The organism is Synechocystis sp. PCC 7509 (assembly GCF_000332075.2).
Lineage (GTDB): Bacteria > Cyanobacteriota > Cyanobacteriia > Cyanobacteriales > Chroococcidiopsidaceae > Aliterella.
Window position 1 is genome coordinate 4,020,764 of record NZ_ALVU02000001.1, and the last position, 15,497, is coordinate 4,036,260.

11 protein-coding genes are annotated in these 15,497 nt (G+C 40.2%); 4 read left to right on the forward strand and 7 right to left on the reverse strand.

Features of this window, described 5'->3' with window-relative positions; genetic code table 11:
• Positions 1–135 precede the first annotated feature (135 nt).
• Complete coding sequence (locus tag SYN7509_RS0220090; RefSeq protein ID WP_009631437.1) at positions 136–822, forward strand: hypothetical protein; 687 nt, start codon at positions 136–138, stop codon at positions 820–822.
• Between the two features lie 103 nt (positions 823–925).
• A complete protein-coding gene (locus SYN7509_RS0220095; RefSeq protein WP_009631438.1) occupies positions 926–1,918 on the forward strand; it encodes a pentapeptide repeat-containing protein in 993 nt (330 codons plus the stop codon).
• On the opposite strand, the gene SYN7509_RS0220100 is transcribed toward SYN7509_RS0220095, so the two are convergent.
• The 4 genes from SYN7509_RS0220100 to SYN7509_RS0220115 all read right to left on the reverse strand — a co-directional run bounded on the left by SYN7509_RS0220100 (position 1,919) and on the right by SYN7509_RS0220115 (position 6,615).
• Positions 1,919–2,707 (reverse strand): amino acid ABC transporter ATP-binding protein, encoded by a 789-nt coding sequence (locus SYN7509_RS0220100; RefSeq protein WP_009631439.1) that lies wholly within the window; start codon positions 2,705–2,707, stop codon positions 1,919–1,921.
• Entirely contained in the window at positions 2,673–4,124 is a 1,452-nt protein-coding gene (locus SYN7509_RS0220105) for an ABC transporter substrate-binding protein/permease (protein ID WP_009631440.1), read from the reverse strand. Before SYN7509_RS0220105 ends, SYN7509_RS0220100 begins: the two co-directional genes overlap by 35 nt.
• Positions 4,125–4,252: 128 nt before the next feature.
• Positions 4,253–5,887, reverse strand: a complete 1,635-nt coding sequence (locus tag SYN7509_RS0220110; RefSeq protein WP_009631441.1) for an iron uptake porin — start codon at positions 5,885–5,887, stop codon at positions 4,253–4,255.
• A gap of 200 nt (positions 5,888–6,087) precedes the next feature.
• Positions 6,088–6,615 (reverse strand): GAF domain-containing protein, encoded by a 528-nt coding sequence (locus SYN7509_RS0220115; RefSeq protein ID WP_009631442.1) that lies wholly within the window; start codon positions 6,613–6,615, stop codon positions 6,088–6,090.
• Positions 6,616–6,900: 285 nt separating this feature from the next.
• On the opposite strand from SYN7509_RS0220115, the gene SYN7509_RS0220120 reads away from it, so the two are divergent.
• A complete protein-coding gene (locus SYN7509_RS0220120; protein WP_009631443.1) occupies positions 6,901–7,530 on the forward strand; it encodes a hypothetical protein in 630 nt (209 codons plus the stop codon).
• Positions 7,531–7,561: 31 nt separating this feature from the next.
• Here the strand turns inward: SYN7509_RS0220120 and SYN7509_RS0220125 are convergent, their stop codons facing one another.
• The 3 genes from SYN7509_RS0220125 to SYN7509_RS0220140 all read right to left on the reverse strand — a co-directional run bounded on the left by SYN7509_RS0220125 (position 7,562) and on the right by SYN7509_RS0220140 (position 11,491).
• On the reverse strand, positions 7,562–9,262 hold the full coding sequence (locus SYN7509_RS0220125) for a HEAT repeat domain-containing protein (protein ID WP_009631444.1): 1,701 nt from the start codon (positions 9,260–9,262) through the stop codon (positions 7,562–7,564).
• Between the two features lie 347 nt (positions 9,263–9,609).
• Entirely contained in the window at positions 9,610–10,404 is a 795-nt protein-coding gene (locus SYN7509_RS0220135) for an ABC transporter ATP-binding protein (protein ID WP_009631446.1), read from the reverse strand.
• On the reverse strand, positions 10,394–11,491 hold the full coding sequence (locus SYN7509_RS0220140; RefSeq protein ID WP_432205682.1) for a branched-chain amino acid ABC transporter permease: 1,098 nt from the start codon (positions 11,489–11,491) through the stop codon (positions 10,394–10,396). Before SYN7509_RS0220140 ends, SYN7509_RS0220135 begins: the two co-directional genes overlap by 11 nt.
• A 609-nt stretch (positions 11,492–12,100) precedes the next feature.
• Here SYN7509_RS0220140 and SYN7509_RS26495 point away from each other — a divergent pair.
• Entirely contained in the window at positions 12,101–15,463 is a 3,363-nt protein-coding gene (locus SYN7509_RS26495) for a CHASE domain-containing protein (protein ID WP_009631448.1), read from the forward strand.
• Positions 15,464–15,497 lie beyond the last annotated feature (34 nt).

Below are 15,497 nucleotides of genomic sequence, written 5' to 3' on the forward strand. Positions count from 1 at the left end.
TCGGTTACTTGGCGATCGCCAAGTAATTATATTTGCCTAATTATCTCTACATCTTCAACCCCAAAATCTTTACACTTTCTATACCTAATGGCAATCGACCGCTAATACAATTGAGGTAATAAATGATGCTTTAATATGAAAAACTTATCTTTGTTACCTCAAATTATTCAAAACTTAGAACAACACCAAAATTCTCTAAAATTAAAAAAGCTATTATTTTATATTTGCAATCAAGTTTGGGAAAACGATCAAACAAAAATAGATAATGCTGATTGGGAAAAATTGCTACAAGAATTAATTAACAAAAAGCCAATTTTTGTCAGCTTAAATAAGTATATTTACGGTATGGCTAAAACAACTACCAAACCTAAACAGTATTCCTTGTTAGCCGATATACTTGTCGAACAATTAGAGAAAATCTATTTTATTGAGGAAGATAAAACTCAAGCTTGTTTATCTAAGTTTCATGAGGATTTAACACCTCAAGAAATGTCTAACCAGTCAGAAGTTATTAAACCTTACGATCCCTACAAAATTAGAGCAGAAATTAGTGCGAATATCAACCCGTTAAGGGCAAAAATATTGTTATTTTCGGCACTATACGAAAGATTTAATTTTAGCAGCCAAGATTGGGCAAGTCTGAAAACGCAACAACTTGACGAGTTACTCCAAAACTTAGTAGATAGCTATCCAACGTTTACTGAGCTTGTTAGTAAGCTAGAAATTACGGCGAGTATTATGCAAGAAATTGATGAAAATCTTAAAGTAGCAAGAGTTATTAGCCAGTCTTTAAAACCTTTTTATCCGGCGGTTTTTATCTAAGTGCGAGTTTTGCCGCTTTAGGCGCATAACAAAGAAAATTTTAACCTTTTACTTTATTCTCTGAAAATTTGGGAATACTAGGTAGGTTGTGAGGTGCGAAAATATGAATGTTGAAGAACTTCTGGAGCGCTACGCGGTTGGAGAGATAGATTTTAGTGGGGCTAATTTGAGAGGTGCTAATTTATTTGCTGCCGATTTAATTAGTATTATTCTCATTCACGCCGACTTACACGGTGCAAACTTAACTTTTGCTTACCTCAACCGGGCGCAACTATATAAAGCTAATTTAATTGGGGCAAAGTTATGTGGCGCAAATCTCACTCAAGCTGACTTACGGGCGGCGGCGTTGCATGATGCTGACTTGCATGGGGCTATTTTACAAGGTGCTGATTTGCGGAGTGCTGACATGAGTTTGGCAAACTTGTTAGATGCAAATATGCTCGATACAGATTTGCGTAATGTTAATTTGAGCGGGGCTAATTTGACAGGAGTATGCTTGCGGGGGGCAAATCTCCGCCAAGAAAAAAATAACTATATTGCTAATTTATGCGGTGCGACACTTTTTAAAGCCGATGTACGCGGTGCAAACTTAGCTGGGGCAAATTTGTCGCGGGCGGATTTGCGTTATGCCAATTTTAATGAAGTTAATTTACGCGGAGCCGATCTTAGCTGTGCTGACTTGAGTAATACCGATTTAAGTTATGCTTTGCTCAATGATGCCAATTTAGACGGAGCAATACTTACTGGTGCAAACTTAAGTAATGCTCGATGTGAAAGAGCATCGATGATCGATACAGATTTGACTGATGTTAATCTTAGTGGGGCAGCAATTCCTGATGGTAAGTTAAATCGGGCTAATTTGACGGGTGCAAATTTAAGTAAAGCTAGTTTAAATAGAATCGATTTAAGTAGAGCAAATTTGAGTTATGCCGATTTGAGCGATGCTTACTTAATTGATGCTTTTGTAGCAAGAACAAATTTTACTAATGCTAACTTAAGTAATGCGAATTTAGCTAGGGCAGAATTGAGCAGTGCTACCCTAACAAATGCTAATTTAACAGGTGCGACGATGCCGGATGGCAGTACAAGTAATTAATCACAACATTTTTTCAAGAAACTGTTTAGCCCGATCGCACTGTGGGTTATTGAAGAACTCTTGAGGGGTAGCATCTTCTGCTAGTCTACCTTGATCTAGGAATAATATGCGATCGCTTACTTCTCTTGCAAAGCCCATTTCGTGAGTTACAATCGCCATTGTAATCCCCGTTTGAGTTAAGTCTTTCATTACTTGCAATACTTCTTTTACCATTTCTGGATCGAGAGCGGAAGTTGGCTCGTCAAATAGCATTACTTCTGGCTTCATTGCCAAAGATCGGGCGATCGCTACACGCTGTTTTTGACCTCCTGAGAGCTTGGAGGGGTAAACATCGGCTTTTTCGCTTAAACCAACCTTTTCCAGTAATGCCATGCCTTCACGCCGCGCTTGATCGGGGGAAAGATGTTTAACATTCAAGGGTGCGTACATGACGTTTTTGAGTACAGTCATGTGCGGGAATAAATGAAAATGTTGAAACACCATACCGACATTTTGGCGAATTTTCATGATGTCGGTTTTCTTCGCCGTTAAATCAACATCATTTATATAAATCTTTCCAGAAGTTGGCACTTCCAGGAGATTCATACAGCGCAAAAAAGTTGATTTTCCCGATCCCGAAGGGCCAATAATTGCGACAACTTCCCCTGCATGAATTTCTGTAGTAATTCCTTGCAAAACTTTGAGAGTGCCAAAAGCTTTGTATAAGTCTTCTACTTTAACTGCTAACTTAGAATTGCGATTAAATTTGCGATCGCTAACTACTCCGTTGAAGTCTTCGTTCGAGTGCATAGCCCCCCCAGGTTAAGCCCATAACTAATAAGTAATATACAACGCCAGCAAATAAGAGAGGTTCAAAATAAATATATTTTTCTGCTCCCACAATTTGAGCGCGGCGCAGCAAATCGGCTACACCAATTGTTGAAACTAAAGCCGAATCTTTTAATAAGGCTATACTTTCGTTTACCAAGGCTGGCAAAATGTTTTTCAATCCTTGGGGCAAAATGATGTCTTGCATCATTGGTTTGTAGGGAATACCCAAAGACAAAGCCGCCTCTCCTTGTCCTTTATCTACCGCCAATATTCCCGCTCTAATTGTTTCGGAAATATACGCCCCAGAATTGAGAGTAAAAGTAACTACTCCTGCTAATAAAGGCGGGATATTGTAACCCGTTATTTGTGGCGTTGCGTAATAAACTAAGGCAATTTGCAATAGTAGCGGTGTGCCTCTAAAAATCGATGTGTAAGCGTTTGCAAACCACTGTAAAGGCTTGAGAGTCGAGATTTTGAATAAAGACAGTACCACGCCCCAAATAAAGCCAAAAAATGCTGATGTTAGGGTGAATAATAATGTTGTACCAATCCCTTCAATAATGTAAGGAATACTAGGAGCTATTTTGCTAAAACCAAAGCTTGAATTGGTAGGAGTTTCTGTTGGTGCGGCGACGGGTTTACCATTATTTTCAAACCATTTTTTGATTAAGTTCTCGATTTCGCCGCTTTGTTTCATTTGCGCCAAAACCCTGTTAAAATCAGCCACTCGCGCCGATCCTTTGGGAAAGGCGATCGCACTTCCAGCTTCGCCAGCGTTGGGAATAGTAGTAAATTCTAAGTCTGGATTATTAGCAATAAATCCTTTAGCGATCGTATCTTCAATAATTGCCGCTTCTATCCGCTTTGCTTTAACTTCTTGGATAATTTCGGAAGTTTTATTTAAGGATTTGAGCTTAACATTTTTAAATTCTTTGGCGGCGGTTTCTTGAGTTGAACCTAGTTGTACGCCTACTTCTTTTCCGCTCAAATCTGCTGGTGTTTTTAAGTTGCTACCTTTTAAACTAACAATTGTATTTTTTGCGTCGTAGTAAAGATCGCTAAAGTCAACGTTTTTTTTGCGCTCTGCTGTTGGTGTCATTCCTGCCATTGCAAAGTCAGCGCGTTTTGATTGCAAAGCTGGAATTATGCCATTAAAATCTGTGTCTGTAATTGATAATTCTAAGCCAAGCTCTTTTGTAATATATTTGGCAATATCTACATCAAAGCCAATAATTTCATTTTTACCGGAAGCCGTATCTCGAAATTCATAAGGTGGATAGTCAGCAGACGTAACCATTACTACTTTTTCTTTGCCGGATTGTGCGATCGCTCTTTCTATCAGACTATTTCCACTAATGATACTCAGAGCAACTACGGCAAAGAGTGTAATTGCCACTATTATGTTTTTTCCTTTGATTGTTAGCAATTTTTACCCACCGTCTCTAGTAAGTTAATCAAAAATAACTTTGTAATTTTTAGCTACTATCTTAAGAGGTATTTAATCTAATTTTAATCATCATAATTTTAAAAAACAAAAGAGGTTCTAATTACACCAATAACTACATCTGGGTTGCGGGAGTCATGGTTAGGTGCGGTGAGCCAAAAGAAACCGGGGGTAATAGAAATATTGTCATTTAATTGGTATTTGTAGAAAGCTTCAATATGCAAACCACTATTGCGATCGCTTCTACTTTGGACACCGTTTTCAGTTGGTAAACCAATAGCGCTGGCAAGTGCATCGTTGCTAGTATCTGTAAGCCTTGGCTGCATCCCGACAACAATACCGCCTAAGTTGCCTTTTTTACCTAAATCGGGGAAAGATAAAGTCACAGCATAGTTAAAAATACTAGCATCGCCTTTCGTACCGAGACTTCGCGCGGCGGTATAACCTGCCCATCCACCTAATTCAAAGCCGCTACTAATGCGATAATTAGTTTGAATGCCGTAGCCATTCCCAATTACTGGGCCAGATCCAATAATTTTAGCTGCATTACTTCCAGCTAGAGTATCAACGCCATTGCGCGGCGAATAAGAATTGATGTATAAAAAACTAAGTTTTAAGCGACTTCCGCTATATACCAATTGACCAAAAGCACTGTAGCCACCATTAAACAAACCAGAGTCATCGCCGGGGTTGTTGGGTGCGCCTGTAGAAGAGTCTTCGCCAAAATAGCCCGCGTCTAAGCTTAGGGTTTTAGTTAGGCTGTAGTTAGCCGCAATCCCTGCTTGATTGCCTAAAGGAAAATATACCGGGTTTACTTGACCAAAGTTAGAAAGTCCGCCTGTAGCTGTATCGATAAACGGGCTAACTGTATCGGTGACGTAGGAAGGATCGATGGTATTAGCTTCTAGATAAATTTTGAGCTTTTCACCAATAGGAAAGCGATATTCTAGCTGGCTAAGTCTAATTTCGCCGCTTTGGGTGACGCTGCTGGGTGTAAAACGAGTTTCGTTAGAAACGCCGCCGATTGCTACTTCAGGACTTCCGCCAAAGGTTGCGCCAGTGTCAAATAATCTTAAGTTGGTAGATTGAAACCGAGTCCGCAAACGATCTTCACCCGTAAAGCTAGTATTAAAGTCTAGGCGCAGGCGATAACCAAGAGTTGTGCTGTTAATTGATCCAGCATTATCGCCAAAAGCATCGCCAACATAAGTAATTACTTCACCGTTAATTTTAGTAGTAGTGGAAAATTGATTAGATTCTAATTCTGCTACTTGCACTTCTAGCGCATCAACTCGACCCCGCAAAGCAGTAAGTTCAGTGGTAAACTCTTGTTGCAATCGCTGCAAACTAGCTAAGTCTTCTTTGGTAACTAGGTTAGTAGTTGACGTGGCAATTAGTTCGTTAATTCTGTCTAAACAAGCATTTAAACCCGCCGCAAACTCAAATCTTGTCATGGCGCTGTTTCCCCCGTAGGTGCCATCGGGATAGCCTGCTATGCAACCGTAACGCTCTACCAATGATTGTAGTGCTTGAAATGCCCAATCTGTAGGCTGTACGTCCGATAACTGAGAGACAGAAGTTACTTGTGCTAAAGCTTCGTTGTCGTTACTTATTTCTTCTTCTATTGAGTATTCTTCAGCTAAGACAATATCACTAGACAAAACACTTATTAATATAGCTGTCCACAGCCATAAGTTACCTAAAATTTTCGTCACGGACTCTCACACCTAATTTTGTTTCAACGTTAATTAGAGCTAAATTTTTTTAAAAATTCGCTCGTTTAACGCTGAATGTCTTACAAAATATACGATTGTTACTAGCTTAAATTATGTATTTAATCATACTGATTGCTTTGTTGGAGAGAAAAGCGGCGAATGTTGTAGGGCGCAATGCATTGCGCCCCTATAGAAAATGTTTATAAATCAAATAGAATTGCTATATTTGTGATGTATTTGATAGCTAAAGGCGTAAGTTTATTTTCAACTTGACTAATAAGCACGCGATCGCTCTTTGTCCAATTTCTCGGTTTATCAAACACACAAGGTTGCAAAATTCCCCACAGTTGACCATCTTGGCACAAATGAGCGTGAACTAATGCCCGGTGTCCGAAGGTTTTTTGCTCAAAGTCTCGATCAACTACATCAATACTCGCGGTTTCAACGTCTTCTACAAAAATAGAAGGCTTATTACACAGTGCAGCAGCAAATAAGGGATCTTCTTGGGGTAAAGATTCGGGTTCTTGTTTCCACTGGTAGTCATCGACATCGGGAATTTCTAGACTGCGCCGCCAACAGTTGACAACTTTACCAAATTTGGTTTGGGGATTACGCAAGTACAGAAAAATGCGATCGCATTGTAAAATTTCGCCTATTTCTGGTAATAAAGCTGTAAAAACTGCTACAGGTTCTTGATAGTCATTGAAAATTTTGTCTATAGTCGTCATAGTCGCCAATAGAAGCATTACAGCTAATTTTGCAACGTGCGATCGCCTATACTATCATCCTTGTGAAAGATATTGGTTGCTAGAGGTAGACGTACTGTAAAAGTGCGACCTTTACCTAATTGGCTTTGTACTTGCAAACTACCTTTATGAAATCAGCATGAAATCGCGTTGCTGTACAGGACAATTTAAAGACGTTCCGGCGGAACGTTTCTAGTTTGTACATGAATGAGTAGACATCTATAACTTTATGTATTATGTTTGTAGTATAAAAGTGACTTCAAATATATGCGTCAAGATATGCGCCATCTGCTAGTAGATAGGGGTTCTACTAGAACTTATAAACGTAAAAATCGTATTAAGCAAAAACTAGAAGACGATCCAGAGTATCAAGGGATAAAGTATCTACCCCATTGGCAAGATCGAAATCCATCGAAGTATTTTAACGATTATCTCGCACCCCTACGCCGTTATCTCAAAAAACAAGTAGGGCGTTTTTGGGATGACGTTTATTCGGAAATTAGAGCCGTAGTCAAACCAAATTCTACTACCAATATTCATGTGTATCAGCATTTGGATATGGAAGTAGAAAAGCACGTTAAGTATATTGATGGTGAACCTTATTCGTTAGAACACGAGTATCCTATCAGAAGTTTGTATGTGTGTCCTGATAGTGGCATTCTTAAAGCTGCTCCCCGTTGGCGAAGAATACCGAAATCTGAACCTATTACTAAAATTAAACTAGATAGCGATCGCTATTTTGAGGAAATAGACGAGCAATGGTACTTGATGAGCGTTCAGAAACGCCAGGAATCCTTAGCTAGTGATGAAGTAAAAAAGATTGTTAAAAAACAGTTGAATAAGAAAGAGTTAAAGAAATTGCGCGATCGCATTACCAAAGCAAACAAGCGGGTTTAGATATACAAAACCCGCCTGCACAGATTTTCAACTACGGCAATTTATGCCAAGCCTCATAGAAATCTGGATAAGTCATATTTTGGGCGCAATGCCAAATTAAACTATAACAAGCCTCGTAGCGATAAGAACTATCCCGATTGGATTTAACAAGATAATCTTTTAAAGCGACAACTACTTGCGACATTTGGTTAACTGGCAAAATTTTCTGTAACTTATCGGCTGCATCTAATAGCTGAGAATCAATACGCGATCGCTCATCCTCCGCACTATAAAACTCTGTTTCATCCCATTCATTAAAACTTTGGATGAACTCAATCAAGGTAGAGAAAGCTTTTTGATTGCCTGGATCGATTTTGCCTAAACTATGAGCCACTTTAAGTAAGAGGTAATTATCTTCAGTGAAACAGATTAGTTTAGTTAAAGCTGCGATCGCATCTTTATTTCCCGCCGCAAAGTCTCCTAAACATCCAACAGCTACATAGAGATTAGAATCCTTTTGAGCCGTGTTGAGCAGATTTATTAATGCAGCAATTGCCAGTTGGTTACTAGGATCTATTTTTTGCAAACTTCGAGTCGATTCCCAAGCAATATAACTTACATACTCTGGATCTGGTGGAGATTGACCTAAATATTCGATCAGCGAAAACAGAGTATCTAGGGCAACTTGATTATGAGGATCTATAGTTAGTAAACTGTCTGCGGCTTGCTGACGGTAGCCTATATAATTGCTACTTTGAGGTATCCTCAATAGAGTGGTGATCGCTACTTCATTATCAGGCTCGAATTTCAACAAACTAGCCGCAGCATCACAACGAACAGATTCATCGGCTGTTGCTATTCTTTCAGTAAGAGCAGAAATTACATCCGTATTTTTTGGAGTGATTTCCCTTAAATAACTAGCAGCAAGACTCCAATAAAGCTTGTCAATAGCAACCATTTGAACCAAAATAGCGATCGCCTTTACATTTCCTTTATCAATTTGCCACAAAGCTTTAGCTACATGGATACAAATGCGATCGCCTTGGTTTGTCTGCAAAAACTCAGTAAAAGCAGCAATTGCAGTTCGGTTTCCTGTAGCGATTTTTCCTAAACATATGATTGCTTCCCAACAGGTGTCTTTAGATGCTGTTGTTTGCATTAGTTTGATAAGAGCATCAATAGCTACTTTGTTTCCTGTAGCGATCTCGCTTAAACTCGTACTTGCACGATTACAGATCATGTTATTGGTTTTTGTCTGTAATAAATGAACTAGAGCATTAATTGCTATTTGGTTGCCTAAACCAACTTTTCCTAAAGCATCAATCGCAAACTTAATCGTATGCCAGCAGCGATCTCTATTTGACCACTTATCTGTATTTGCCTGAGTTAACTTAACTAAATTAGAAATTATTGCCGGATTGTCTGGATCAATCTGCATTAAGCTACATACTGTGTTCCAAAGAGTGCGGTCATTCTGGGGAACTTGAAGTAGTAAAACTAATGCTGCGATCGCACTTTTATTTCCTGGATCTAGTTTTCCTAGTTTTTCGGCGACTAGGCGGCGAATATTTCGGTTTTGTGTCGTATGAACTAGATGTACGAAAGCAGAAACTACTCTGGCTTTATCTGTCTTTTCTAGGGTGGCTCTAGCAGCTTTAGCCAATGGCTGCGGGACTATTTGCCAATCTTGTTTATCTTGACGGAAAAAAGAATAGCTCCATTTAAGGATTTGAGATGCGATCGCATCTCCCAAGGAACAATCTTTAAAATGGTTAATTGCTTCGGCGGCTAGGAAGTAGGCGCGATAACTGTAAAAGTCGCCGCAATCGTCTTTAAAGTCTACTAAAGCCTGAATAAAGTCTTCTTTTTGCTCTTTTGCTACATCTTATCGACTAAACCAATCAAAAATCTCGGTTTTAGATTGCTCCTCGAAAATGCGGTAAGTGCTATCTGCTAAATTATCGTCAACGTGGTTAAAGAAATTGTGCCAATCATTCATTTCCTCCTACCCATTTAAAATCTGGGACGAAAGGGACATAAATTCTATGGTAGTCGATTTTACTGGGTAAGTGGAGACGTTTTATCTCCACTGGAGCGATCTTATTGACCTAAATAGGCTTCTAATACTTGGGAATTGGTTTGAATCTCTGCGGGTGTTCCCACTGCTAGGTTTTGACCTTCCGCTAGTACCCAAACGCGATCGCACAAAGACATAATTACATCCATGTTGTGTTCGATAATCAAAAATGTCATGCCTTCGGAATTCCATAACTTAATGCGATCGCAGATTTGATTGATTAGCGTTGGATTTACCCCGGCGGCGGGTTCGTCTAATAGGATCAGCTTAGGATTAGTCATTAACGCCCGCGCCATCTCCAAGAGCTTGCGCTGTCCCCCAGATAGCGCTCCGGCGTACTCGTTTGCCATGTGTGCTAGTCCCACACATTCTAGTAATGCGATCGCTCGATCTCGCAATTGTCTTTCTTCAGTGACTACAAGTTTGCGTTGCAGCCAAACAAGCCAAAAGTTTTCTCCTGTCTGCTTTTGCGCCCCTAAAAGCATATTTTCCATTACCGACAATCGGGAAAGAGTACGAGCAACTTGAAACGTTCGCACCATACCTTGTTGAGCGATTTGATAAGGTTGCAATTGTTGAATTTGTTCGCCATCAAAAATTACTGTACCGCGATCGGGACGAATAAAATTAGAAAGTAAGTTGAAAAGGGTAGTTTTCCCCGCGCCATTTGGGCCAATTAATCCGGTAATGCTGCCTTTTTTTACTTCTATCTCTGCGTTATTTACGGCTTTAATCCCGCCAAAGCTTTTAGCAATACCTGTAGCTGTAAGTAAAGGGGGCAATTTTTCCAAAGTAGAATTTAACTCGTTATTTACCAAGGGTTAGTTCCTCCTTTTTACCTAAAATGCCTTGAGGTCGCCAAATCATCATTACCATTAATAAAAAACCAATTACCATAATCCGAAATGCTGCTAAACGCGCTTCATCTATAGGAATAATTTGGGGTAAAACATTTCTAGTTAGTTCTTCGTAAGCAAAGAAAACGATCGCACCGAGTAACGTACCAGCATTATTACTCGCTCCCCCCAAAATCACTATAATCCAAGCATTGAAGGTAGTTTGCGGCTCAAAACTGTTAGGATAGATAGTAGTTAATTGCCATGCAAAGAAAGCTCCAGCAATTCCAGCGATCGCACCGCCCAGCATAAACGCCTGTAACTTGTACCAAAAGACATTTTTACCGAGGGCTTTGGGAACTTGCTCATCTTCGCGGATAGACTTAAGCACTCGTCCCCAGGGACTTCGCACCAATAATTCTAAGAGCCAAAATACCATTGTTAGCACTACTAACACCGCCACCATTAGCCCAGATTTCTCATACCTGCTGTAATCAGAAAGTGCGGTTAGCCCTGTAAGGTAAATTGTCATAACAAATGCTACAGCTACAATACCTAAAATAATGCGCCCCGCAAAGGAAAAGCGAGGACTTTTCGGGTTTTGCTGTCCTTTCATCCAGCCCCACAATTGCCACAAACATAAGCCAAACACTACTGTTAATAACCCCATCATTGCCAACTTAAACAAGGGATTGGGGACAATATTAGTTAAGGGTAGCGGATAGCTTTGCAGCCCTTGCACTCCATCCACTAAACCGTTAGGGGTAGGCAATTGTTGATTGTTGACAAATAATCTAACTAACTCCGATACGCCAATAGTAACGATCGCCAAATAATCTTCCCGCAACCGTAACGTTGATAGCCCAATTAATAAACCCAATAATGCCGCTACCAAACTACCGATTAAAGCCGCTACAATTAGCGGTACGCCATACAAACTTAGTAAAACAGTAGTGTAAGCGCCTACAGTCATAAAGGCTACATGACCAAAATTAATTAATCCCGTAAAACCCCACTGCAAATTTAGACCTAGGCTAAATATGGCAAAAATCGCTGTTGATATGGTCAAAAAAACTAAATACCCTACCATTGCACCAAGCTTGAAGAAGATAACTTTGCATCACAAACAATAAAATTGTTGTCATGCTAAAGGCGATTAGATTGTACCGTAGTAAGAGGATTGGTTAGTAGCTTGTGCAACGGTTTTCAACAACCCGCCCTATTAGCTAATATTTTTTCAGTCTTAATGCCTACTAACGCATTTTCCAAAGCTACAACACTTTAAGCATTAATAATATCAGTATGGCTAACTTTGATTGCGCACAAAAGAAGCCTCTCGGCGGACACTGAGAATTTAATTAAACAAAATGTTTGTTCCTAAAATATCACTTTCTTATCTTCACTACTACAATTATTCCTGCTGATCAAACTAGCTAGATTATTTTCTGGAAAATTCAGTCTAAAGACAAATATTTTTTTGGATCTAGACTATTGGTATAAATAAAGTGTTGTTATTTATACAGCATAAGTAATATTACGTAATACTTTTGATAGATTTACAGGTAATAATCTACTCAGAGCAGATTTTTTAGATCAACAATAGTTTATTGTTGCCTCGATTGATTGCACCATAAATAGTTTTTAGATTAATTTCACTTTATCCTCATCGCCAATTTTGATGAAACCAGATTTATTTTTAAAAAGCTTTCAAAGTCGCCGGGGGTGGATTCCATACTTTGTTTTGGCGATCGCCCTGCTATTTACGGGTGCAACGGCTACTTATGTAACAACAACGGCTAAAGCTAAAGACAAATTACGCTTTGAGTATTCCGCCGAACGCACTCAAGAGGATATTAAAACTCGTTTTGAAACTTACATAACTTTGTCACGTGCTAGTAGTGGTTTATTTGCAGCAAGCGATCGCCTTAGCCGCGCTGAATTTGCAGCTTTTGTTAACCGATTAAGATTAAAAGAGCGTTACCCAGGAGTGCAAGGAATTGGCTTTTCGGTAAGAGTGCAGCCAGGACAAAAAGCCGCCTTAGTACAGGCTTTGCAGCAGCAAGGAATTGAAAACTTTAAAATTCGTCCCGATTTTCCCCGTAACGAGTACCACGCAATTATTTATTTAGAACCCTTAGATAGACGCAACAGGGCGGCGATTGGCTACGATATGTTCTCCGAAAAAGTGCGCCGCGATGCTATGAGCCGCGCCCGCGATACTGGCGAACCCGCCGCTTCAGGAAAAGTCACCCTACTACAGGAAATTGATAAGCAAAAGCAGGCGGGTTTTTTGCTATATATTCCCGTTTACCGCAATGGCAAAATCCCCAATAATATCGCCCAAAGACAAAAAGACTTAATTGGTTTTGTTTATAGTCCGTTTCGCGCCGACGATTTAATTCAAGGGGTTTTTGGGGATGAAAAGCTGGCAGATATTGACTTTAAAATCTACGAAGGCAAAAACATCAGCCCGGAACATTTGCTACATATTTCTAAAGCTACGGCAAATAACCCAAATTACCAGCCATCTTTGCGTCAAGTATCAACTATTGATATTGCTGGGCAAACTTGGAGCATTGTTTATAATTCCCGTCCAGAATTTGATTCAAGCTCCGAAAATAGGCTTGTACCCTATATTGGATTTGTGGGAGTGGCGATCGCCCTGATTTTATTTGGAGTAACGCGAAGCCTAGTTATTGCCCGTAACGCCGCCGAAAAATCCTCTGAAGAATTAAGAGAAAGCAGCACGCGGTTGAGATTTGCCTTAGATGCAGCACAATTAGGGGATTGGGATTTAGACCTAGCTACAAAAACCGCTCGGCGCAGTCTGCAACACGATCGCGTATTTGGGCATGATACTTTGCTCCCCGATTGGAGCTACGAAATATTTTTAAGTCGCATCCATCCCGAAGATCGAGAGTATGTTGATCGCCAATTTCAACGCACTTTAGCCACAAATATCGATTGGGAATTTGAATGTAGAGTAGTTTGGGATGACAAAAGCATTCATTGGGTTTGGGCAACAGGTAGCGTTTATCGCAATAAAGACGGCAAACCAGGTAGGCTAATTGGCATAGTTAAAGAAATAAGCGATCGCAAATTACTCCAAGAAGCCCTAAAACAAAAAGCTGTCGAACAGGAAGTTTTATTAAATTCTATTCCCGCCATAGTTTATTACAAAGACTTGCAAGCAAAATACATTGCTATCAACCGCCAGGGTGCGGAAGTTATTAATAAACCAATTGCAGAAATTATTGGTAAAACTGATAACGATCTCTTTCCCCAAGACCAAGCAACGGCATTTTATAATGACGATCGCCAAGTCATGGATTTGGGTTTACCCAAACGCAGCATAGAAGAAGCTGTAACGGGTGCTGATGGCAAAACAATGTGGGTAATAACTTACAAAACTCCTTACTTTGACCCCCAAGCAAAAGTTGCCGGGCTAGTAGGAATTACTTTAGATATTAGCGATCGTAAACGTGCCGAAATTGAACGCGATCGCTTTTTTACCCTATCTCTTGATCTGCTCTGTATCGCGGGGTTTGATGGTTATTTAAAACGCATCAATCCAGCCTTTGAAAAAATCCTTGGTTATACCTTACAAGAAATTCTCAACAAACCATTTTTTGATTTTATTCATCCTGAAGACATAAATATTACAATCAACGAAGTAAACAAGCTGGCTCAAGGTAGGTCTACAGTTTATTTTGAGAATCGTTACCAATGTAAAGATGGTTCTTATCGTTGGCTCTCTTGGGCAACAGTTCCAGTAGTTGAAGAAGGGTTGATGTATGCAACGGCTCATGACATTACAACTCGCAAAGCCGCCGAAATCGAACGCGAACGACTCTTAGAAAGCGAAAAATCTGCCCGTACTACAGCCGAAGCCGCAAATCGGATGAAAGATGAGTTTTTAGCTACCCTTTCCCACGAACTACGCACGCCTTTAAATGCAATGGTAGGCTGGATTCAACTATTGCGAACTCGTAAGTTTGATACAGCGACGACGGCTAAGGCTTTAGAAACTATAGACCGCAATACCAAGTCTTTGCAGCAATTAATTGAAGATATTTTAGATGTATCGCGAATTATTACCGGAAAAATCCGCTTAGATTTTGCTTACATAGCACTACAACCAGTCGTGGAATCTGCCATTGAGACGGTTAAAAGTGCCGCCGAAGCAAAAAACATTCGCCTAGAATTTTATGTAACACCGGGAATTAATCTGGTGCTTGCAGATCCCAACCGCTTGCAACAAGTTTTATGGAATCTGTTATCTAATGCGGTCAAATTCACCCCCAAAGATGGACGCGTTGAAGTCCGCTTAGAAGTGCATAGTTCTCGCGTGCAAATTAGCATCAAAGATAGCGGACAAGGTATTAGTTCTGAGTTTTTACCTTATGTATTTGAGCGTTTTCGTCAAGAAGATGGCACAACGACAAGAACTTATGGGGGTTTGGGGCTAGGTTTAGCAATTGTCCGTCATTTGGTTGAGCTTCATGGCGGGACAGTAAAAGCCGAAAGTGAAGGGATGGGAAAAGGATCGACTTTTATTGTTACTTTGCCGATAAATTCCGTCATGAGTCTGGTAAAAGAAGCGCCGCCAAAAATGTTAGTAGTAGCCTCAGAACCAGCAATTATTTGTTTACCTTCTCTAGAGGATCTGCGAGTATTGGTGGTAGATGACGAATCAGACGCACGAGAATTAATTAGTACGGTATTGCAAGAGTACGGAGCAAAGGTAAAAACCGTAGCTACAGCAAAAGAAGCCTTGACACAAGTTACGCAATTTCAGCCGGATGTATTGGTAAGCGACATCGGAATGCCAGAAGTTGATGGTTATACGCTAATTGAGCAAGTTAGGGCGCGATCGCCGGAGCAGGGAGGCAATGTTCCAGCGTTAGCTTTGACAGCTTATGCTAGAGCCGAAGATCGCACCAGAGCTTTACTAGCGGGCTTCCAGTTGCACGTTCCCAAGCCCATCGACTCGGTAGAATTAGCCGTAGCGATCGCGCGTTTAGCTGGGAGAACTGTTTAAACTAGCTCTCTATATAATGGCTTCTAAATAGAAT